Source organism: Vibrio sp. 704 (assembly GCF_033339295.1).
This window is the reverse complement of the sequence record NZ_JAWOUH010000004.1, coordinates 227,581-250,009: the sequence shown is the minus strand read 5'-3', so window position 1 is coordinate 250,009 and position 22,429 is coordinate 227,581. Positions and strand designations below refer to the sequence as shown.

The 22,429-nt window shown below is 45.5% G+C and carries 19 protein-coding genes; 10 read left to right on the top strand and 9 right to left on the bottom strand.

Annotated elements, in window-relative coordinates; all coding sequences use genetic code 11:
* Window positions 1-11 precede the first annotated feature (11 nt).
* The 3 genes from R7R24_RS09330 to R7R24_RS09320 form a co-directional block, all read right to left on the bottom strand.
* A complete protein-coding gene (locus R7R24_RS09330) occupies window positions 12-410 on the bottom strand; it encodes a hypothetical protein (protein ID WP_065274697.1) in 399 nt (132 codons plus the stop codon).
* A gap of 102 nt (window positions 411-512) precedes the next feature.
* Entirely contained in the window at window positions 513-1,115 is a 603-nt protein-coding gene (locus R7R24_RS09325; protein WP_017633878.1) for a response regulator transcription factor, read from the bottom strand.
* Between the two features lie 25 nt (window positions 1,116-1,140).
* Window positions 1,141-2,976: a sensor histidine kinase gene (locus R7R24_RS09320; RefSeq protein WP_191116003.1), complete on the bottom strand. Its 1,836-nt coding sequence runs from the start codon at window positions 2,974-2,976 to the stop codon at window positions 1,141-1,143.
* A gap of 180 nt (window positions 2,977-3,156) precedes the next feature.
* Between R7R24_RS09320 and dsrO the strand changes: the two genes are divergently transcribed.
* The 10 genes from dsrO to R7R24_RS09270 all read left to right on the top strand — a co-directional run bounded on the left by dsrO (window position 3,157) and on the right by R7R24_RS09270 (window position 15,235).
* Window positions 3,157-3,924, top strand: a complete 768-nt coding sequence (gene dsrO, locus R7R24_RS09315; RefSeq protein ID WP_191116004.1) for a sulfate reduction electron transfer complex DsrMKJOP subunit DsrO — start codon at window positions 3,157-3,159, stop codon at window positions 3,922-3,924.
* Window positions 3,921-5,051: an NrfD/PsrC family molybdoenzyme membrane anchor subunit gene (gene nrfD / locus R7R24_RS09310; protein WP_191116005.1), complete on the top strand. Its 1,131-nt coding sequence runs from the start codon at window positions 3,921-3,923 to the stop codon at window positions 5,049-5,051. Before dsrO ends, nrfD begins: the two co-directional genes overlap by 4 nt.
* A 17-nt stretch (window positions 5,052-5,068) precedes the next feature.
* Complete coding sequence (locus R7R24_RS09305; protein WP_318119485.1) at window positions 5,069-8,161, top strand: tetrathionate reductase subunit A; 3,093 nt, start codon at window positions 5,069-5,071, stop codon at window positions 8,159-8,161.
* A 277-nt stretch (window positions 8,162-8,438) separates the two neighbouring features.
* Window positions 8,439-9,002 (top strand): c-type cytochrome, encoded by a 564-nt coding sequence (locus R7R24_RS09300; protein WP_370687796.1) that lies wholly within the window; start codon window positions 8,439-8,441, stop codon window positions 9,000-9,002.
* An 8-nt stretch (window positions 9,003-9,010) separates the two neighbouring features.
* The gene (locus R7R24_RS09295) at window positions 9,011-10,063 is read left to right on the top strand and encodes a c-type cytochrome (RefSeq protein ID WP_017821654.1); all 1,053 of its coding nucleotides are present in this window, start codon (window positions 9,011-9,013) and stop codon (window positions 10,061-10,063) included.
* A gap of 301 nt (window positions 10,064-10,364) precedes the next feature.
* Window positions 10,365-11,696 carry a paraquat-inducible protein A gene (locus R7R24_RS09290; RefSeq protein WP_005385807.1) on the top strand — a complete coding sequence of 444 codons (1,332 nt, stop codon included), beginning with the start codon at window positions 10,365-10,367 and terminating at the stop codon, window positions 11,694-11,696.
* On the top strand, window positions 11,689-13,335 hold the full coding sequence (gene pqiB, locus R7R24_RS09285) for an intermembrane transport protein PqiB (RefSeq protein ID WP_017821656.1): 1,647 nt from the start codon (window positions 11,689-11,691) through the stop codon (window positions 13,333-13,335). The genes R7R24_RS09290 and pqiB overlap by 8 nt, the downstream gene beginning before the upstream one ends.
* Window positions 13,335-13,913 carry a membrane integrity-associated transporter subunit PqiC gene (locus R7R24_RS09280; protein ID WP_205461170.1) on the top strand — a complete coding sequence of 193 codons (579 nt, stop codon included), beginning with the start codon at window positions 13,335-13,337 and terminating at the stop codon, window positions 13,911-13,913. Before pqiB ends, R7R24_RS09280 begins: the two co-directional genes overlap by 1 nt.
* A gap of 102 nt (window positions 13,914-14,015) precedes the next feature.
* A complete protein-coding gene (locus R7R24_RS09275; RefSeq protein ID WP_213883362.1) occupies window positions 14,016-14,789 on the top strand; it encodes a hypothetical protein in 774 nt (257 codons plus the stop codon).
* Window positions 14,790-14,995: 206 nt separating this feature from the next.
* Window positions 14,996-15,235: a hypothetical protein gene (locus tag R7R24_RS09270; protein ID WP_318119484.1), complete on the top strand. Its 240-nt coding sequence runs from the start codon at window positions 14,996-14,998 to the stop codon at window positions 15,233-15,235.
* A gap of 60 nt (window positions 15,236-15,295) precedes the next feature.
* Here R7R24_RS09270 and R7R24_RS09265 read toward each other — a convergent pair whose 3' ends face one another.
* The 6 genes from R7R24_RS09265 to rpsA form a co-directional block, all read right to left on the bottom strand.
* Window positions 15,296-17,134, bottom strand: coding sequence for an extracellular solute-binding protein (locus tag R7R24_RS09265; protein WP_017633867.1), 1,839 nt, complete (start codon window positions 17,132-17,134; stop codon window positions 15,296-15,298).
* A gap of 499 nt (window positions 17,135-17,633) precedes the next feature.
* Window positions 17,634-18,335 carry an orotidine-5'-phosphate decarboxylase gene (gene pyrF / locus R7R24_RS09260; protein WP_151515003.1) on the bottom strand — a complete coding sequence of 234 codons (702 nt, stop codon included), beginning with the start codon at window positions 18,333-18,335 and terminating at the stop codon, window positions 17,634-17,636.
* 84 nt (window positions 18,336-18,419) lie between these two features.
* The gene (lapB, locus tag R7R24_RS09255; RefSeq protein ID WP_005376665.1) at window positions 18,420-19,595 is read right to left on the bottom strand and encodes a lipopolysaccharide assembly protein LapB; all 1,176 of its coding nucleotides are present in this window, start codon (window positions 19,593-19,595) and stop codon (window positions 18,420-18,422) included.
* Between the two features lie 18 nt (window positions 19,596-19,613).
* On the bottom strand, window positions 19,614-19,910 hold the full coding sequence (locus tag R7R24_RS09250) for a LapA family protein (protein ID WP_005376663.1): 297 nt from the start codon (window positions 19,908-19,910) through the stop codon (window positions 19,614-19,616).
* A gap of 269 nt (window positions 19,911-20,179) precedes the next feature.
* The gene (gene ihfB, locus R7R24_RS09245; RefSeq protein WP_005385816.1) at window positions 20,180-20,461 is read right to left on the bottom strand and encodes an integration host factor subunit beta; all 282 of its coding nucleotides are present in this window, start codon (window positions 20,459-20,461) and stop codon (window positions 20,180-20,182) included.
* A 213-nt stretch (window positions 20,462-20,674) separates the two neighbouring features.
* Complete coding sequence (rpsA, locus tag R7R24_RS09240) at window positions 20,675-22,345, bottom strand: 30S ribosomal protein S1 (RefSeq protein ID WP_005385817.1); 1,671 nt, start codon at window positions 22,343-22,345, stop codon at window positions 20,675-20,677.
* Window positions 22,346-22,429 lie beyond the last annotated feature (84 nt).

Sequence of the window (22,429 nt, the reverse complement as noted above, 5' to 3'; positions counted from 1 at the left end):
AAAGCACGCTTTTATTCTCGGAACACACAGAAAGTCAGATGGACTCGATACTTACGGCCTATCGGTTCAGTCCAATGTTGCGCACCAATATAGGCACTGCACAACCAAATTGCCGAAGCAAAAAGACCGACAAACAGAACAACAATAAATACATCGAGTTGATGTTGAGAAAACTGAATTAACTTTTCAGACAATTCGCACTTGCTAGTTTCTTTAGTATCAATCGACTTGACGCTCGAACGCTCATCAGCAAGTGAAACCGCAGGCGCTTCCGTCTCATATTTCATAGAGCATGACGATGCAAAGCCTGAATTTTGCATCAGACACACAACGACCACCCAGCCAATAATCGCCAGTAGCCATTTTGCCCGCTTATGTGGCGTGTGATGTCGTTTAGTCAACAAACTCATAAGAATTCAGATAAAGTAAGAACGAAGAAGATAATACGCGAGTCGTCATAAAGCTCAAGTTGTATCCTCTAAATAACCTTAAGAGGCTTCACTCGCTAAGCTTTAATCTAGCCTGCCATAAATATATGCCAACTCTGCGACGGTTTTTGCCGAGAACTTCTTCAATAGATTGGCTCGGTGTACTTCAACCGTTCGCATTGCTATGCAAAGTTCGTCAGCAATACGAATGTTGCGTTTTCCTTCAATGATCAAACGTAAAATGTCTTTTTCTCTAGGTGTGAGCGATTCATAAGCCGATTTAGCTGCTGCCATATCGAGGTTTGTGGCAGACTGCGCCTGTCCCTGCAAAATGGCTCGTGCCAGTTCATCGCCTTTGACTGGTTTTTGGAAGAAATTGACCGCCCCAGCTTGCAATGCATCGACCGCCATCGGAACATCACCATGCCCTGTCAGATAAATAACGGCCAACGGGCTGTTGGCTTGATTTAAAACTTGGTGCACTTGCTGACCACGAAGGTTGGGCATTCGGCTATCAAGGATCACGCATCCGGCCTGATGAATGTTCACTTTATCGAGAAAAGATTGCCCATCAGCAAAAGTCGTCACGTTGAAGTCATGCTCTTCCAGCATAAAAGCGAGCGAGTCACGCACCGATTCATCATCATCGACTACAAAAACAGGTAGCTGCTTTTCACCGCTGCTCATTGAATGCTCCTATGCCTAGTTCAGATTAGTTTTGATATGGAAACACAAGCTCAACCAAACAACCATGTGGTGCTGTCGAGCTGATGACAAACTCGCCACCATGCATTTCCATCACATCGCGACAAATGGCTAACCCTAGCCCAAGCCCTTCTTCTTTGCTACTCACAAACGCTTGAGTCGGATTCTCTTGCTGCAACCCTGTACCATTGTCTAACACTCGAATAGAGATTTGACTGATTTGGTAATCGCAATGCAGGGCAATTTTACCTTGATAACCTGATGAGTGATATTTCTCTTGGAACAAAGTACACGCATCAATCGCGTTGCTGATCACATTAACTAAAACCTGTTGTACGCCAACTGCATCGACAAGTAACGGACGAATGTTCCCTTCTGTACTGGCCACAATAGAAATGTTTTGCTTCTGCATCCGAAAATGGAGTAACTCAATCGTGTCATCAATGAGTACTTGAAGATCGCACGACGTTTTGTCGACACTGCGCTTGCGAATCAACGTTCTTAATCGCTGAATAATTGCATCGGCTCTTTCAACTTGGCCCTGTATTTTCTCAAGCACAGGGACAATATCTTCATGAGGGCGCTTTTTGGCCAAGCGAAGTAAACCGCCTTCACTATAGTTGCGAATGGCTGCCAGTGGCTGATTGAGTTCATGGGCAAGACTAGTGCCGATTTCTCCGACAATCGCGACCCTTTGTGAATGTTCTAACTGTTCACTTTTCTCTTTTAATCGCAACGATGTCTGCTCCAACGCTTGCTTACTCTTGCTAAATCGATACTCAAGCCAAAAGTGGTACGCGTTCAACACAATCACAAACATGAACAGCGCCCATGCCCATTCTTGATGACTACGCAGCCAGCGTAGAGCCTCACTCCACCAAGGTTGTTGCAACGGATGGAGATCCAACGCCTGATAAAGTTTGTCGATGCTCAGCAAGCTGACGGGGGACGTCCAACCTGACGCGCCTGCCGCAATAACCGCAGGGTGTTCAGGTGGCATCGCTAACAATACTTGCGCAATCTGTTTGGCGATCTGAGCTGAGCCGCGCTCTGTTTTGGCAAATGACCAGTTAGGATAAAGCGGTGTGGAAACAGCGCATAACGAGCGCTCGTTCGGCTGTTGATGTAAAACTCGGTAATTACTCGGTTGTAAAAGCCCTTCACTTAGCATCTGTTCCAATAAACAAGCAGGGACAACGGCCGCTTCCACATTGCCATCACGTAATTGATACAGGTTGGCATCAATAGGAAAACCAAGATAGCGGACATCAGAAAAGAAATCGTTTGGATTAAGCCCCATTTTGACTATTTGATAGCGCATCGTTAGATAACCACCAAACGCTTTTTCTGATACCGCCGCAACAGGACGTCCTGAGACATCTTGCACCGTTTGATAACTTGAATTGGCTCGAACCACAAGCGCCGAACCAATGCCGTAATTCGAGTTTTGTGGTGCTCTGCTGGTTAGCGTTGCCATCCACGACAGCGCGTATTGCCTGCCCAACCGCACTGCCTGACCTGGGTTGGTTAAGATGAAATCCATGGTCTGAAACTTCACCGCTTCGCCCATTTCATCCAAGTTAAGGGGATGAAGGACAAAATGCACATCGGAAATTTGCTGATTGAGCCAATCAATGGTCGGTTGCCATCTCTGCTCAGCATAAAGATGGCCGCGTATCGCTAACACGCCCACTTCGACTTTTTGCTTGGCCTGTGGCTGCTCTGCTTTTTGCTCTTGCATTCCTTGCAGATCTGCTTGTTCAGAAACTGCGCCCTGAGCCAAAGATGCAAAGGCAACTAAGCAAAGAACCCAAAACTGAAGCAACCGTGGCGTTTTGTTCATGATGAGTAGAATCGTTCCTTCGAAAGTAATGGAGCAAGAATAACAGCTACCCTTGGTAAACCACATTTGTTTTAGATCAAGTTTGATCTGGGTATGTGGAAATCCACAATATAAGCCTCGCAGTGCATTTCTCACAATGGAATCAGTCAATTCAAATACAACAAAAAAAGCAGGTGAGTTATGGATTCCACCAAACGTCGCTTTCTCAGCGCGGTCACAGCCGGAGCCGCGTTAATTCCAGTCGCTGGCATTGGCACGGCAACTGCGGGAAACATTATTCGAAATAACCAGTCCGCTGACCGAAAAGGACAAGTCGGGAAGCGTTATGCCATGGTGATAGATTTGCGTAAATGTGTCGGATGCCAGGCTTGCACTGTGGGTTGCAGCATCGAGAACCAAGCGCCAATCGGTCAGTTCCGAACCACCGTAAAGCAATACGAAGTTACGTTAGATGATGGCTCTACAGCCACGCGAGAAGCAAAAGCCTTTATGCTACCGCGCCTGTGTAACCACTGCGACAACCCACCTTGCGTGGCAGTGTGTCCGGTTCAAGCAACCTTTCAGCGCAAAGATGGCATTGTCATGGTGGATAACAGCCGCTGCGTCGCCTGCGCGTACTGCGTACAAGCTTGCCCTTACGATGCTCGCTTTATCAATGAAGACACCCTCACCGCAGATAAATGTACCTTCTGTGCTCACCGTCTAGAACAAGGTCTATTGCCTGCCTGCGTGGAAACCTGTGTTGGCGGTGCACGTGTAATTGGTGATTTGAATGATCCATCAAGCGAAGTCCGCCGCTTAATTGCGAAGCACCAAGACGACATCAAAGTGCTAAAACCCAACGAAGAGACCAAGCCACACGTGTTTTACATCGGCATGGATGAACGCTTTACCAGCCATATCGACGGGCAGCCAGCTATTTACGACCCACAAGGAGAGCACGCATGAACATCACCGAAGTGTTAGTCCAACCTCAAGCGATGGCTTGGCTCCCGTGGGCGGTACAGTATTTCTTCTACATCGGTTCGGCTTATGCGGCTGCTATTTTATTCCTAATCGCCCTATTATTTGAAAAACACACCAGCCACAGACTGCGCGCTGCGCTTGTGCTGACGCTGGCCATCGGCGCCATCGTGGGACCATTAGCGTTAACTGGTGATTTACACCAACCGGGACGCGCATGGCATTTTTACGCACACATCACTCCGTGGTCATGGATGTCTCTAGGCTCGCTGTTCCTGCCTGTTTTTTCTACGCTGGCGGTTGCGACAGCATGGCTGTATCTGCGTCAGGATCTTATCGCACTGCGAAATCAACCGGGAAAAGTACTACCTCTGTTATCTAAGTTATCGCTCGGTGAGTGGACAATTTCTCACAAAGTGATGCTCACAATATCTGCAATCACCGTGTTATCAGGCTTAACCATCGCCCTTTATACTGGAGCTGAAATTGCAGTCGTTAAATCGCGCTCTTTATGGCACCAACCCGCGTCACCAATTCTTTGGTTTGTCACTGCATTTATGGGCGCTGTCGGATTTTCTCTGCTGATTTGGTTACTGCTGCCTAGCCAATCGAAAGCTCTCACTTCTGGTGATAACAATTTACTCAAAAAGTCACTGGTAACGAGCGGCGTTCTGACGCTGATTCTCCTACCCATTTGGGCATCCAACAACTCTACATTTTCGCTCTATTCTAGCGAACGATGGATGCACAACATTGCCTTGCTCACTTTTGTCGTTTTAGGTTGTATTTTGCTCGCCTTCATCTTCTTGCGCGATACCCAAAAGTCCACATCAGCCAGATTTCGTCACGTCATAGGGCTCGGTTTTGTGTCTGCTGCCGCACTGGCAAGTGCATGGCTGATTCGCTGGTTCACCATCATGGAAGTGCAAACCATCGCCAAGTTCGATGCAGGGCTGTATCCATACCAACTCACTATGGATGGAAATGGCTGGATAGGCATTATCGGCATGCTCGGATTATGGCTTGCTCTGGCACTGCTCGGCTCAGAGCTGGTTCAGCCAAAACAAGATATCGAAGCAAACGCATCATCACTCACCTTAACTGAACGCTAATCAAAGAGGATTTCATTATGGATAACAAACGCCGTCAGTTTTTGAAATCAGGCCTTGCAGTCGGTGGGCTTGGCGCATTTGCTGCAGGTTACGCCACCACAACCAAGCACATGGTAGAAGGTGCGCTGGAAGGCACTGCTGGGCAAAAGACCCGCGATATTCACCACGGCAATTCCCTCGAACCAGAATACGCCGTCAATAACCAAGGTAATCTGATCCCAAATCCAAACCAGCGTGTTGCACCATCGATGTGTTTTGGTTGCTGGTCACTGTGCGGATTGCGTGTACGCATTGATAACCGCAATGACGAGATCTTGCGTATCAGTGGCAACCCATATCACCCGCTGTCTCATCAGCAACACATTCCTTTCGAAACGCCAGTCAAAGATGCTTATTTGAGCTTGGCAGGAGAAGCGGGCCTTGACGGCCGTTCGACCGCCTGTGCAAGAGGAAACGGGATGCTAGAAATTCGCAACAGCCCGTACCGCATTACTCAGCCGCTGAAACGAGTTGGCAAACGCGGCGAAGGAAAATGGATTCCGATCAGCTACGAGCAATTGATAAAAGAAGTCGTTGAAGGTGGTGATTTATTTGGTGAAGGCCATGTTGATGGCTTACGCGATATTCGCGATTTAACAACGCCCGTTGATCCTGAAAACCCAGAATATGGACCGAAAGCCAACCAATTGTTAATGACCAACGCAGGTAACGAAGGCCGAGACGACATATTCAAACGCTTCGCGTTCAACAGCTATGGTACGCGTAACTTTGGGCATCATGGCTCTTACTGCGGCTATGCATTTCGTGCTGGCAGCGGCGCATTTATGAACGATTTAGATAAGAACGCACACTTAAAGCCAGACTTTGATAATGCGGAATACATCATCTTCATCGGTATGTCGCCAGCTCAAGCGGGTAACCCTTTTAAGCGTCAGGCGCGCCAACTCGCCAATGCGCGAACAGAAGGCAGCTTGGAATACACCATCATCACACCAAGTTTGCCGGCGGGTTCATCGAGCTTGGCAGCAGGTGACAATAACCGCTGGATACCAATCAAACCGGGCACCGACTCTGCCCTCGTGCTTGGCATGATCCAATGGATCATCGAAAACCAACGCTACAACAAAACCTTCTTGGCGCAGCCGGGGGCAAACGCGATGAAACGAGCCGGCACCGCGCACTGGTGTAATGCTACGCATCTCGTGATAAGCGATAATCAGCACCCGAGAAACGGCACGTTTTTACGCGCGTCCGACTTGAATCTGCCATTCGAGGGCGAAGTGTTGTCTGACTCCGACCCGTACGTCATCGTGGATGAGCAAAGCGGCGAATTTGGTGTTCATACCCAAGCTGAGGAAGCGGCACTGTTTGTCGATAAAACGGTTTCGCTTGCATCGGGCGAAGTGCGCGTAAAATCGTCTCTACAAAGACTCAAAGAAGAGGCGTTCAAATACAGTCTTGAGTTCTACAGCCAACAATGTGAAATCCCTGTCGAACAAGTTGTTGAACTAGCAAAGCGCTTCACCAGTCACGGAACAAAAGCGGTGGTCGATACCCACGGTGGCAACATGCACACCAATGGGTTCTATAACTCGTTTACCATCATGATGCTCAATGCGTTGATTGGTAACATAAATATGAAAGGCGGCGCGATGGCCAAAGCGGGTGGCTACCCAACTTCCGCTGCGGGTCCTCGTTACGACTTCACCAAATTTGCTGGCAAAGTCGGCCCGAAAGGCGTCTTTTTGTCGCGCAGTAAATTCCCCTACCACAAAACCAGCGAATACAAACGTCGCGTTGAGGCAGGTGAATCACCTTACCCAACTCGCGCCCCTTGGTATCCGTTTGCCGCGCCACTGCTGACAGAGCACCTATCTGCGGCTATTGATGGGTATCCATACCGCGTTAAAGCGTGGATCAACCACATGGCGAACCCGATGTATGGTGTACCCGGATTGAAAACGCTGCTGGAAGACAAGCTTAAAGATCCAAAACAACTCGGTTTGATTGTGTCTGTTGATGCGTTCATTAACGAAACCACCGCGTTGTCGGATTATATTGTACCTGACACGGTCACCTACGAAAGCTGGGGTATGGCAACGCCTTGGCACGACGTTCCGGTGAAAACCGTCACCGCTCGTTGGCCGATTGTGGAAGCGCGAACAGAGAAAACCGCCGATGGTCGTTCGATTTGCTTAGAAAACTTTTTGATTGATGTCGCCAAGAAAATGCAACTAGGCGGCTTTGGTGACAACGCGATTCAAGATGCGCAAGGGAATTGGCACGCTCTCCACAGCGCTGAAGATTTCTACTTACGTTCCGCGGCAAACTTGGCTTATGTGAAAGGCGGGGTGCCTGAAGTTTCGGCAGAAGACATTGCGTGGTCCGGCCTAGAGCGTTTAATGCCAGCCATGCAGAAGACGCTGACAGCGGATGAGATGAAACGTGTGGCGTTTATTTTTGCTCGCGGTGGACGTTTTGAAAATGCAACCGAAGCGTATCAAGGTGAGCAAATGAAGCACAAATGGACACGATCTGTCGCGATATGGAATGAACGTGTCGGCAGCGCAAGAAACACCATGACCGGTGATTTCTACACGGGTTGCCCAACATGGCATCCACAAAAACTGGCCGATGGCACATCAATGGAAGACCAGTTCCCAAGCTCAGAATGGCCTTTCAGCCTGACGAACTTTAAATCCAACATTCACAGTGCGGTATCCAATCTATCGCCAAGGTTGAACTCGATTAAAGGCGTAAACCCAGTGTACATCCATCCAATCGATGCCGAGTGCGCAGGCATTAAAACGGGTGATGAGTTTGTTATCGAGACACCATCTGCAAGCACCAAAGCACTTGCGATGATAGTCAGCGGGATTCGCGCTGGCACACTCGGATTTGAACATGGGTTTGGCCATACCGAGCTAGGACAACGCTCGCACTGGATCGGCGATAAGCAACAACCCGTAAAAACGCGCAGCCAAGATGGCGTCAATATTAACGACATTGGCTTAATTGACCCTACTCGAGAAGGCAAAGGCGTGTTGTTGGATTGGGTCGTGGGCGCGGCGGCACGTCAGTCCCTGCCGGCCAAAATCCGCAAAGCGTAACGCCGCACGTTAAGACGTCTCTACCACTTAGAGCTGCCGATTTGTGCAGCTCTTCACCACTTTGTTTTTATCGCTTATAGAACAACCAATAAAAACAAATACGGCCATTTACACTTATTAAATATGTGGAAATCCACAATACCTTTCATTATTGACAAGGCCGACAATATTGTCCAAGTGACTACCAAGTAGCACTTAGACATATTAATAAAAATTAAAGTGAGTCAGCATGTCAAAAATTCTTCCAGTGGTGGTGGCCTGTTTGTTAGCAACCACTATGGGCGCAAGCGCCTCGTCTATTCCGGAAAAAGCCAGCGTATGTAGCGGTTGTCACGGCCAAGATGGCATGGGACAGCCAAATATCGCGCCGATGATCGCTGGTTTAAACGCGAATTATCTCAACACTCAAATCGAACTATTCCTTAGTGGCGAACGCCAAAATGTGGTCATGCAAGGCATGGCGAAGGAACTCAGCGATCCCGCAGACCGTAAGGAAGTTATGGAGTACTTTGCTAACCTCCCGAGCTATGAGTTCACGAATCCAGAACAACGCGGCGACCAAGCTGATATTCGTAACCCGTATCGTAAATTAATTTTCCAAGGCGATTGGGATAGAAATATTCCAGCTTGCGCAACTTGTCATGGAGCCAGCGGTATGGGCGTCGACAAGTTCCCTCGCCTCGCAAGCCAACATGCTGATTACTTAAAAACGCAATTGATGGCATGGAAAAACGGCACTCGCAGTGGCGACCCGCTCAATATGATGGGGACCATCGCAAAAAATCTCACTGACAAAGAGATCGAAAATCTTGCTTACTACTTTGCCTCATTACGTTACTAGGAGCAGTCATGAAACGTTTCTATTCTTTGTTCGCACTGCCTTTCATTTCTACGCTCGTACTAGCTAACGATCCATTACCGGACCGCCAGAAAGAGCTACCTGCGATAGAAAAAGAAAAGCACGGTGAATACTTAAAATCGCGTGATCTCAGCACAATCCCAAACACCGCATTTGGTGAGCAAGTAAAACGCGGTTACTCGCTCTTTGTTAACTCACAACAAATGCGCGGAAAATACGTTGGCAACGAACAAAACTGTGTGAACTGCCATATGGAGGCAGGACGAAAAGCAAACGCTGCGCCACTGTGGGCAGCTTACATGGCATACCCTGCATATCGTAAGAAAAACGATCGCGTAAACAGCTATGCTGACCGTATCCAAGGTTGTTTCGAGTATTCCATGAACGGTAAAGCGCCCGCTTACGATTCGACAGAAATTGTTGCCCTTAGTGCTTACGCCTACTGGTTAGCGATGGGCGGCTTGCTTGACAAACATGGTATGGCGGATGAACCCATTCCAGAACTAGACGCAAAAACGTTGCAAATTGGTGGAAAAGCAAAAGACTTCCCGTTGCCCGAAGCCATCGCACAAGCATTACCAATTGAAAAGCGGGGTAATCTCTCTGGGCGTGGCTACCCAAAAATCGCCGCCCCTGAGCAAGAACCATCAATAGAGCGAGGCGCATTGGTCTACGAAAAGAACTGTGAAACTTGCCATCGCGCCGACGGTTCAGGCATCAAAGACACCAACGACCATTCATACATTCCACCACTTTGGGGCGAATATGCGTATAACTGGGGCGCAGGTATGCACCGGATTAACACTGCAGCCTATTTTATTTACGAAAACATGCCGCTTGGGAAAAGTGTGCAGCTGACAGAGCAAGAAGCATGGGATGTCGCAGCATACGTCAACAGCCATGAGCGTCCACAAGATCCTCGATTCAAAGGCAATGTCACCGCAAACGCGGAGAAATATCACCAGCACCAAGGCTATTACGGCAAAACGCTCAACGGTACGCAAGTCGGCTCCAATGCCTTTAAGAGCGGAACGGTCAAGTAAAGTACAACTAAGCACCTTAAATAAAATGCTCTTTTTCCCTGCTCAGATTATCTGGGCAGGGTTACTTACCCTTAAAAACAAGTAATTACCCCTCCACAGACAAGCAATATCACATTATTTTCGGCTTCCAACATACTCATCTTCGCCGTAAAATCTTGTACCAAACGCGACTTCGTTTATGTCTTAGATCTCCCATATCCTCTAATGCCAAAAGTAAGAAACTCGTAAACTCCTGAATCAAAACAAGCGTGCCTAGTGAAAAAAGAGTATTCTTAAAGCAAATGAATCTAAAACCTACCCGATGAGTATTCAACCTAATTCCCGTCAGTTAATTTCATGCGAAGAGTGCGGCCTTGTTGTTCGCATTCCCGATATCGAACAGGGGCAAAAAGCACAATGTCCTCGATGTTCGCATTCGCTGACTAAAGTGAATGCCAAGCCTTACCAAAGCGTGATCGCCATATCATCGGCATGTTTGATCATGTTAGTGCTAAGCATTTCTTTCCCTTTTATGTCGTTCAGCGTGCAAGGGTTGTCGCAAGAAATCACCTTGTTGCACGCTGCCAAAATGCTGGCTGAGTTTCAAAATGTGCTTTTGGGTGTGCTGCTACTCGCAACAGTTATCGTTTTGCCTGCAATCTATGTTGGTCTCATTCTCTTTCTTCACCTTGAAGCATTAAAAGCACGTAAACATACCCCCTCTAGAAAGCAGCAACGAATGGCAAAAGTTTTATGCCGTCTTCTGTTTCGAGTCGAACCCTGGTTAATGGTGGATGTCTTTTTGATTGGCGTGTTGGTCAGCTTAATTAAAATCGCTTCCCTCGCAGACATAGGAATGGGCACTTCATTCTGGGCGTTTTGTGTATATACCGTTCTGGTAGTCAAATGCATATCAATGGTCGACAAAAGCTGGCTCTGGGGGCACTTTATTCCAGCTATCGAGCTATCTGATGTAAAAGAGGGTGATACGCACCATAACCACAACCATATTGGTTGTCATACGTGTCACCAGCTCAACCCTATTGAAGCTAAAAAACACCAACACTGCATTCGTTGTAAAAGCCCTATTCACAAATACAACCCCGCAGACAATTTACAAAAAGCTTGGGCGCTTTTGTTTGCTTCAGTCATTTTCTATATCCCTGCGAACCTCTACCCTATGATGTACACCGTAAGCCTTGGACATGCAGAAGGTTCAACTATCATGGAGGGGGTAATATTGCTTTGGCATTTAGGTTCTTACCCTATTGCGATGGTAATTTTCTTTGCTAGCGTATTTATTCCAATGGCGAAAATGCTGGCACTCGCGTGGCTGTATTACAATGCGCAAAAAGCGCGATATCTTCCGCACGAAGAGAGTATTTCACGCTTAAAGATCTACCGCATAACTGAGTTTATTGGTCGTTGGTCCATGATCGATATCTTCGTCGTCGCGATCTTAGTTGCACTGGTTCAGCTGCAAAACTTAATGGCGATTTATCCAGGTCCTGCTGCGCTCTCTTTCGCGGCAGTGGTCATTTTTACTATGCTTTCTGCAATGATATTTGACTCACGTTTGTTGTGGCAATTGCCACAAAACGAAGTGCAGGAGCCGATTTCTGACAACTTAAACGAGAAAGCCAAATATGAGTGATGAGAACAACGTAACCGCTCAAATAAAACCGCAAAAGCAGATTTCTGCGATATGGATTGTCCCGATCCTTGCGCTAGCCATGGGAGCGTGGATGCTGTTCCAATATATCAACAGTACAGGCCCACAAATTACTCTCCAACTGCCAACCGCAGATGGGATTGAGGTTGGCAAAACCGAAATCCGAGCATTGAATGTAAAAGTCGGACTGATTACTGAAGTCACTCTCAGTGAAAATTACGATCACATCATCGCTAAGGCACAAATGAACAAGGATGCAGAACGCATGCTGCGAGATGACACCATGTTTTGGGTGGTGAAGCCTCGTATTGGCCGTGATGGCGTTTCAGGTTTAGAGACCTTGCTCTCTGGCGCTTATATCCAACTTCAGCCGGGTAAATCTAAAATAGAGAAAGAGCGCTTTACGGTCTTAGATGTTCCCCCAGTGGCCTCTCCTGATGCAGAGGGGTTACGCCTTGTGTTAACACACCGCGAGGCTGGTAAGCTAGGCGTTGGTGACCCCGTCATTTATAAAGGCTTTACGGTTGGTCGTGTAGAGAAAACTAGCTTTGATGTTGACACTCGCAAAGCGTTATACCAACTCTTTATTTTCAAGCCTTATGACAGCTTAGTGCGCACTCGTACCAAGTTCTGGCTGAATTCTGGCGTAGATTTACAGCTCAATGCTGAAGGGTTCGAAGTCAAGTTTGGCTCATTAGAGAGCATGCTAACGGGTGGTGTTACCTTCGATACCGTTCCAGGTCTTGAATCCGGTGAACAGCTCACTGAAAATATGGTCAACTTCCGCTTGTACGATGATATTAAACAACTTCGAGAAGGCATGTACGATGATTATATTGAATTCGTTATGCTTTTTGATGAATCGGTACGAGGACTTAAACGTAAGGCACCTGTCGAATATCGAGGCTTGAGAATTGGTACTGTGATGCGTGTACCAATGCGACTTCCAACCCCAGAAGAGAACTTTTCTGCGAAAAAAATCCCTGTATTGGTACGTATCGAGCTCGGCCGTGTTTATGGCGATTTCCAATCCCAATCTTTACCAATGTTAAAAGATAAATTGAAGAGTGAGTTTGCTAAAGGCCTACGTGGTACTTTAAAAACAGGTAACTTATTAACAGGCGCACTGTATGTTGACGCCGACTTCTATCCAAACGACGAGCCTTACGTACCGAGTAAGTTTGCTGATTTAGATGTTTTCCCAACCATGCGTGGTGGTTTTGCGCAGGTTCAGCGCCAAGTGAACGACTTCCTAAATAAGATTAATAACTTACCAATGGAAGAAACACTAGACTCTCTCAATTCAACGTTAAAAACGTCTGAAAAAACGTTAGCTTCAGCAGAACGCGTGGCGGACAGTATTGATAAACTTTTGAATCAAAAAGAGACGCAAGAGATCCCAACAGATATTCGCCAAAGCTTACAGCAATTACAAAAAACACTCGATGGTTATGGGCCCAACTCAACCATGTACAGCGAAATGGAAGCCACGCTAAAAGAATTAGAAAGCGTGATGACAGAGTTTAAACCCGTACTTAAACAGCTAAACGAAAAGCCAAACTCTCTCGTGTTTGGAGAAGATGAAATCAGTGACCCAATACCAGTTAAAGGCAAAAACTAATGAAACGAGTATTCTTTCTGTCTATCGCGCTATTTGTCGGTCTAACGGGTTGCAGTAGCGCTCCGCAAACTAAAGGAGCTATGTACCTTCTACCTAAGGCGGAACCAGTGACGCTGAGCTCTTCTGATATCGCTCAGCGCCCAACTTTAGTTGTTCGTCCAGTGATATTGGCGAGTTATTTGAATGATAATGGCATTGTTTATCGAACCTCTGAGACCCAAGTTATTCAGGCGAAGCACAATCAATGGGCGCACAGTATTTCTGAGCAAATCACTCAGAGAGTCGTCGCGGAACTACGTCACAAGCAAAGTCATTACTGGCCGACTGAAATGAATAATCTGTTGGATCAAAGCGGTGAAGCCAAACTCCAGCTTACGTTAAATAAATTTAATGGCAGCTACAAAGGTAATATCGAAATTGAGGGGGAATGGTTACTCATTAATGCCGAAGGTAAGGTAGAAAACAGCGCGCCAATACAAATCTCACAGCCGCTTCAAGATGAGGGCTATGAAGCGCTCGTCAACGCTTTATCCATAGGCTTAGAAAGCCTAACCTCAGACATTGCCAAACAACTCTAAGTCAATGTCAATTACAGGGAAGCAAGTTGCTTCCCTTTTTTATGCAGAGTGTAGCGACTTCTACTAAGCTGAAAGCTGACGAAAAGCCGAAAAGGAAATTGGATGAAACCATGTAACCTGCTATCACTCTCCTCACTCATTCTTGTATTACCTACATCAGTAGCGCTCTCAGCCGAGACACAAGAATCTCGTTGGCGAAATAGCATAGAAGTGTACATGCTAGGACTGAATATCCACGGGGATACCAGTATTGGTCGCTTTTCATCAGAGGTGGATGTCGATCCTAAGTTCATCGTAGACCACCTCGATATTGGGGCGATGTTGCGATTCGAGAGTATTTACCAAAGTAAGTGGGGCTACTACATAGATTATAGTTTCATGAACTTAAGTGGTGATGTTAATAATATCAAGGGCGCTCTGCCTAACGCTCGTTATCGTGCGGACATCGAAATACGGCAAGGTGTTCTAGAAGCAAAGGCATTCCAACGCGAACAATATTCATTTGGTAAACTGGATTATATGTTTGGATTACGTTGGTGGGACAATGACATCACCGGCAAGCTGTATCGTAATGACAACCGGGTACTAGAAGATAGACTGTCATTACAAGAAGATTGGGTCGATTTTTTAGTTGGCTTGCGACTCATTGATGAATTGAGCGAAAACTGGCGATTTCATGCCAGCATCGACGCCGGATTTGGCAACGATACTCACTTCACTTATGCCATTCAAACTGGTGTTCGTTATAGCTTTAACGAATGGTCTGATCTCAACTTAGCTTACAAGTCGACCTGGGTCGATTACAAAAATGAAGAGGTATTTGAATATGATACGGCTTCTCAAGGGCTTTTAGTCGGACTTGGCTTTTACTTTTGATTAGGTTGAACCCTAGCCTATATTCAAGCGTTGTAACTTGTACCAACTCTAGGTACACGTCTAGTGCCACGTTACAGATGCTTAAATAAGGCAAATTGATCTTCATCAGACTATAAATTGCTCTTCGGTGCTACTCTCTGTCACAAAATATAAAACCCCACTCTATGACCTCATATAGGTCTTGTTGATAAGGTTCCCGAATAGCAATGTCGATTAACATTTCCGATTTAACCACCGCCCTAAATAAGGTGGAGCATATTCATAAAGTGCAGCTTGAAAACGTACATCAGTTCTTCAAAGCAAACGAAGCTTTCTCGTTGCAAACATTCAGCCAGCTGATATCAAGCGACACGCTTGATGATCGATTTAAAACCATCGATAAAGCTTTCTCTTTGCTTGGTGATGCAAAAACCTACCTTTTAGAAGTGTCTTACCTTGTTAAGTAAAAAAGAAAGCCCCGATAAAATTCATTACCGGGGCTATCATTTTCTATCTAAACTACTGATTTACAATTTGTAACGATCATCAATTACCGTTAGTTCTGGGAAGGTTTTACCCTCGTCCATCGCTTCTTCTGTCTCTTCTTTTACTTGGTTATCAATCCAGAAATTACCGATATCCATTGGATGAAGCACCCATTCTGTCGCTTTTGTCATGCCGTTTTTAGGAATTTTAACCCAGCGCCAATGAGCAACTCGAGAATAAGGCACCATGTAGCCAGGAACGATGATATTTGCTTTGCTGACATAGTTTTGGATTTGATGCGACAAGTCGTAACGCTTCTCCTGATCAAACTCAGAGTCATATGCTTCAATTAACTTGTCTAGCTCAGGGCTGCTGTAGTTGGTGTGAGCATTCGTTTGTGGTCGATTTGCATTATCCGAGTGTAGGTATTCCCAATACGCAGGGATCTCACCAGAGCCCATATTCAAAAACGCTAGCTGATGCTTTTTCTCAAGAATGTATTTAAACGCAGATGAGCCATCCACCAAGTTTAACGTGAACTCAAGACCAGCAAGTTTCGCTTGCTCTTTCAGGTATGCAATACGCGGTGTCCAAGAGTTGTATCCGTAGGTGATGGCAAAGCTCAAGCGTTGGCCCTTGTCGTTAACACGAATACCATCTGCGCCCACTTTGTCAAAGCCCGCTTTTTCGAAGTGTTTAACCGCCGCATCAGCATCAAACTTTGGCGGTGTATTGTTAGGATCATCGTATTCGCCATGACCAAAGCCGAGTCCATGCGGTTTACGTGAATAATCTCCACGCATGATGTTTTCAATCATGCCGTCATAGTCAGTGGCTGCCATAACACCTTTACGCACTTCTAGGTTATCCAACATCGGCATCGCTGTGTTCATCCAAAGACCACCAGCTCCTTGCGGTGCTTCGTTAAAGCCCCAGTACTTTTGGATATAGCCTTTTTTGTACACATCACTATTGGTTTTGTCATGCCAAAAGCTTGGTAGCACCATCTCAAAGTAGTCTAAGTTGCCTTTCTCAAAGTGCTTCATGGCAATATCAGGATCGCGAATTACCTTAATGCGAACCTTTTCAACGTTATAACGGTTTTTATAGTAGCGGTTGTTGTATCCCCACCAATCTTCACCGACATGTTTGAATGTCACGCTCTTACCTTTCTTCACTTGATCAATGTAGTAAGGCGCTGCGGTTGGCTCAGATTTAAAGTTAAACTTTCTGACGAAGTTATCAGGCATGCCATCGTTATTTGCGTCCTTTTCTCCTTCAAAGAAGTGTTCAGGACGAGGCTGAAAACCATTACTTGGCATGTTAATCATAACCATAAGTGAGTCATGACTTTGAGCTACAGCAAGGTTGACTTTGATCGTGTAGTCATCAATTTTTTCAACACTCACAATACTGTTTGTGAAGAAGTCGTTATACCACGGGTCGATAATGTCTTTTGACGTGTAGTACTTCATCATAAAGACGTAATCATCTGCTGTAATTTTTTCACCATCTGACCACTCGGCCGTTTCGTCGAGTTTAAAGAATACGGTTTTGTTGTCCTCTCCAAATGCCCATGACTTAGCAAGTTGAGGGATCCATTTGCCAGTATTTGGATGACGCTGAGCCAGTTTTGGTGAACCATCCATTAAGTATTGGCGCAAACCTGAGTTCGCATCTGGACCAACACTTCGTAATGTTTGCGGAAAGCTCTGAATGTAAGTGCGATAGGTGCCACCTCGTACCGCCTCTTCAGAGGCAAATAGAGGTTCGTTGTTGTTTGAAATCCATTCGATATCAGCTGGCAATTCTGCCGCACTCAGTTGAAAACTGGCAGCGGTCAGTGTTGCTAGTACTGAAAATGGCAGTTTTTTAGTCATGTTTCTTCCTTGTTGTGTTTGCGCACTAAGGTCGTAACAAGGAAGACAGCGTGTGAAAGCTCACAGAAAGCTGCGATTTAAAATACGCAGATAGGAAATAATAGGAACGTAATATGAAGTGACGTCCTGCCAGCTTCTATATTAATTTCAAAGAGTTTCACTAGGTCATCCTAGACCTTACAACGCAGTGAATGCATCTTCGCCATAGTATTCTTTAGACATTTGTAACGCAAGCCATCAATAACACATGGTTGCATTTTCGAGGCATCACAATGAGTTATGTTACAAAAGTGTGATCGGCATAGTACCAAGCCCTACTTTACTCAGAATAAACCGCAGAACCTTTATCTCAATTGGCCCCGATATACCAGTTAAAGCGAGTAAATGATCAGACATAGCTGGTTAAAAGGAATGGTTGTTTACCGCGATTAGTATTTTCATTCGATGTAAAAAGTGAGGCATCTTAGCCTCACTTTTCTCCATACAATCGAGACAGTGCTTACATGTTAGATAAGCTCTCATTGACCGACTTCAGCACTTCTGCAGGATTTGACGCTTGAGTGATAGGGCGACCAATCACAAGATAATCTGAACCTGATTGGATAGCGTCTACTGGCGTCATGATACGGCGTTGGTCACCTTGTTCTGAGCCAGCAGGTCGAATACCAGGGGTCACTAATTTAAATTCTTGGCCTAGTTCGCTCTTCAGTAGTGAGGACTCTTGCGCTGAACATACGACACCATCTAAGCCCGCGTTTTTGGTCAAGGTTGCTAGACGAATCACTTGCTCCTGAGGCGCAACATTCAAACCAATACCAGCTAAATCACTTTGTTCCATACTGGTTAGTACCGTTACACCGATAAGAAGTGGACGATCTTTACCATATGGCTCAAGAATTTCACGTGATGCCGTCATCATACGCTCACCACCGCTCGCGTGTACGTTCACCATCCATACACCCATTTCAGCCGCAGCGCGAACTGCTTTCGAACAGGTGTTTGGAATATCGTGAAATTTTAAATCTAGGAATACCGAGAAACCACGTTTATGGAGTTCACGTACAAAATCAGGACCAAATAGCGTAAACATCTCCTTGCCAACTTTTAGTCGGCATGACGCAGGATCAATTCTATCTACAAACGCAAGTGCATCTGCTTGGTTATCATAATCCAGTGCGACAATAACTTTTTGGTCGATCATTTCATCTCCTAACTGTTTTGGTTCTTATTAAATAAAAAGTTAAAAAAATGCAGCGGACAGAAACTCTGCCAGCTGCATTAAGAATTATTCACCATCCAATCCGCGGATTGGCTTGATCGTCCCCCATCCTTTACAGGACGGACAATGCCAATAAAGGGAATGGGTAGAAAATCCACACTTCCGGCATCGGTAATGCGGTTTCACTTTTAACTGTTCACCCACCATCGCTTGTAGCGTCGATAGGCTGTCTTTCGCTCGACCATCTTCTGCTTCTGCAATGTGGTAGTCAATTAAACGGTAGAAGCCCTTCATGGTTGGGTTTTTCAGCAATTGTTTCGTCAGTAACTCTTGAGCAGCCCCAACGTTCTCGTGATGAGCAACTAATTGAGCCAACATCAACTCGGCTGATACGCCTGCTTTCTTATCAATACAAGCTCGCAGAAACTCGACAAGTTCATCTTCCTGACCCAGATGATGATAGCATTCTGCAATAGTTGGCAAGACATCACTGATAAAGTCTTTATCTTGCTCAAGTACCCCTGTCAGATATTTGATGGTGTGCTTATAGTCTTCAGACTCTAGATAAATTCGTCCCAAAGCAATACTTGCTCGAACACACTTCGGGTCTTCCGCTAACGCTTTTTTAAAATGCTGTATTGCCTTATTAGTATTCCCATCAGCTTGGTCGAGCATGGCTATTTCACACCAAAAATGGGCAATATTTGCACGCATCCTTGAGCGTTTATTACCTAACTTAGCCAATTGGTTCGCGTAATAAATCGCCTTTTCCCATTCTCGTGTTTGCTGATAAATGGTCACTAATTGTTGAAGAGCCGCCTCTTTGTAATCTGGCTCTTCGACTAACTGTTCGAAGATTTTCTCTGCACGATCAAGAAAACCAGAGACCATGTAGTCTTTCGCTAACTGTTGAAGGGCGAGGTTCTTTTGGTCCAGTGTTAAGCCTGAACGAGAAATAAGATTTTGGTGAATTCTGATTGCGCGGTCGACTTCACCACGAGACCGGAACAGGTTACCCAACGCAAGGTGAGTATCGATGGTCTCGTTATCAACTTGGAGCAATTCAATAAAGTGATCGACAGCCTTATCTGATTGGTCAGAGAGCAGCAGATTAAGACCCGTCATATACTGACGAGAGATTTGATGAGATTGCTTCTGCTTGTCTTGCTGAGCGCTGCGATGCCCCATATACCAGCCATACGCAGCAGCTATAGGCAACAACAAGAAGAGTAGTTCAAGCATTAAAGTTAAGCCTTATCCTTATGCCTGTTTTTCAATGGCTGGCTTATCAGCAGCGTTGTTTGATTCAGTTGGTTCGTACTTTTTCAGTTTTTTCTTTAAACGACGGACCTGTAGCTGAGTTTTCAGTTGGATGCTACCAAAGATAACCCACGCTAAAGCAAAGCCAACCACAAATACTACACCTAATAGCGTAGATAAGTGGAACTCTCCTTTTGCTAGAAGATAGTTAAAAGTCACGAGCTCTTGGTTTTGGGAACCTAACGCCAATGCAATTAAAAAGAGAGCTAAAACAGCAACGATTTTTATAATTTTCATGTTACATCACCCTTCTAGGAGTAAGTCGGTAAGATTATGCAGGAAAATGCTTCTTCAGACTACGTATATTAGCAATAATCTATACCCAAGTAACCTCAAGATGCTTAGTTTGTAGACATGCTTAGAAGTTAAAGTTATTTGGGTATAGAAAACAGCTGAATCCACAATTAGATTAGTAAACGATCTTGGATGTATTACTAACTTGGATACATTACAAAAAAGCGGCATACACAAACGTATGCCGCTTTTTTCAAACTAATAAGAGTGCATTAACCAATATTTACACGCTCACGAAGTTCTTTACCAGGTTTGAAATGTGGAACGTATTTACCTTCCAATTCCACTTTATCGCCCGTTTTAGGGTTACGACCTACGCGAGGCTCGCGGTAATGAAGAGAAAAACTACCAAAGCCACGGATCTCGATACGGTCACCGCTCTCTAGTGTAGAGGCCATGTGCTCTAAAATATCTTTTACAGCATCCTCTACCTCTTTCGCTGATAAGTGTGTTTGCTCAGCGCAGAGTCTTTCAATCAGTTCAGACTTAGTCATAGTTGCCCTCTTTGAGTATCTTTATCACTTATTATAGTAAGTAATACTAATTCCAACAAACACTTGCTGACAATTCTAGACAAATTTTATGCAAAATGCGCAATGAAGAAATGCCTTTTATTAAGATAGTTTACTGTCATTAGTATTACTACTTAAATATGACCAAATATAAAAAAGGAGCCTTGCGGCTCCTTTTTTGCTTAAGCGAGTATATTATTCGCCTTTAGCAGCTTTGAAAGCGTCAGCCATTGCGTTACCGAATGCATTGTCATCTTGCTTGTTGATAGATGCCATTGCTTCTTGCTCGTCAGCTTCGTCTTTAGCTTTGATAGATAGGTTGATTACGCGGTTCTTACGGTCTACACCTGTGAACTTCGCTTCAACAACATCACCAGCGCTTAGGATTAGAGAAGCATCTTCTACGCGATCGCGTGATACTTCAGAAGCACGGATGTAACCTTCAACGCCTTCTGCGATTTCAACAGTAGCGCCTTTAGCGTCAACAGCAGTTACAGTAGCGTTAACTAGAACACCTTTCTTGTTGTCAGCAACGTAAGCATTGAATGGGTCATTTTCCATTTGCTTGATGCCTAGAGAAATGCGCTCACGCTCAGCGTCTACTGCTAGAACAACTGCAGAGATCTCGTCGCCTTTCTTGTACTCACGTACAGCTTCTTCGCCAGCAACATTCCAAGAAATGTCAGATAGGTGAACTAGACCGTCGATGCCACCTTCTAGACCGATGAAGATACCGAAGTCAGTGATAGACTTGATCTTACCAGTAACTTTGTCGCCTTTAGCTTGTGCTTCAGCGAATGACTGCCATGGGTTAGCTTTACACTGTTTCAGACCTAGAGAGATACGACGACGTTCTTCGTCGATTTCAAGAACCATAACCTCAACTTCGTCGCCAACATTAACAACTTTAGAAGGGTGGATGTTCTTGTTAGTCCAATCCATTTCTGAAACGTGAACTAGACCTTCAACGCCTTCTTCGATTTCAACGAAGCAGCCGTAGTCAGTTAGGTTAGTTACGCGACCAGTTAGTTTGTGACCTTCTGGGTAACGCTTAGCGATTGCTACCCATGGATCTTCGCCTAGTTGCTTAAGACCTAGTGATACGCGAGTACGCTCACGGTCGAACTTAAGAACTTTAACTTGGATCTCGTCACCAACGTTAACGATTTCAGATGGGTGCTTAACGCGCTTCCAAGCCATATCAGTGATATGTAGAAGACCGTCAACGCCACCTAGGTCAACGAACGCACCGTAGTCAGTAAGGTTCTTAACGATACCTTTAACTTCAGAACCTTCTTGTAGAGTTTCTAGAAGCTCGTCACGCTCAACGCTGTTCTCTGATTCGATAACTGCACGACGTGAAACAACTACGTTGTTACGTTTTTGGTCAAGTTTGATAACTTTGAACTCTAGCTCTTTGTTTTCTAGGTGAGCAGTGTCGCGGATTGGACGTACGTCTACTAGAGAGCCAGGAAGGAAAGCACGGATACCGTTTAGTTCAACAGTGAAACCGCCTTTAACTTTACCGTTGATGATACCAACAACAGTTTCAGCTTCTTCGTAAGCTTTCTCAAGTACGATCCAAGCTTCGTGACGCTTAGCTTTCTCACGAGAAAGTTGAGTTTCACCGAAACCATCTTCAACAGCGTCTAGAGCTACGTCTACTTCAGCGCCAACTTCAACTTCAAGTTCGCCAGCAGCGTTCTTGAACTGTTCAGCAGGGATAGCAGATTCAGACTTAAGACCAGCGTCAACAAGAACGAAACCGTTCTCGATAGCTACTACAGTACCTTTAACGATGCTGCCTTGTTGGAATTCTGTTTCGTTTAGAAACTCTTCAAAGAGTTGAGCAAAAGATTCAGTCATTTAATTAATCTTCAATAAATTAAACTTCCACGGGTATCCTACCGCATGGGGTTATTAAATTCGCCAGTCATCATCCTTGCGACC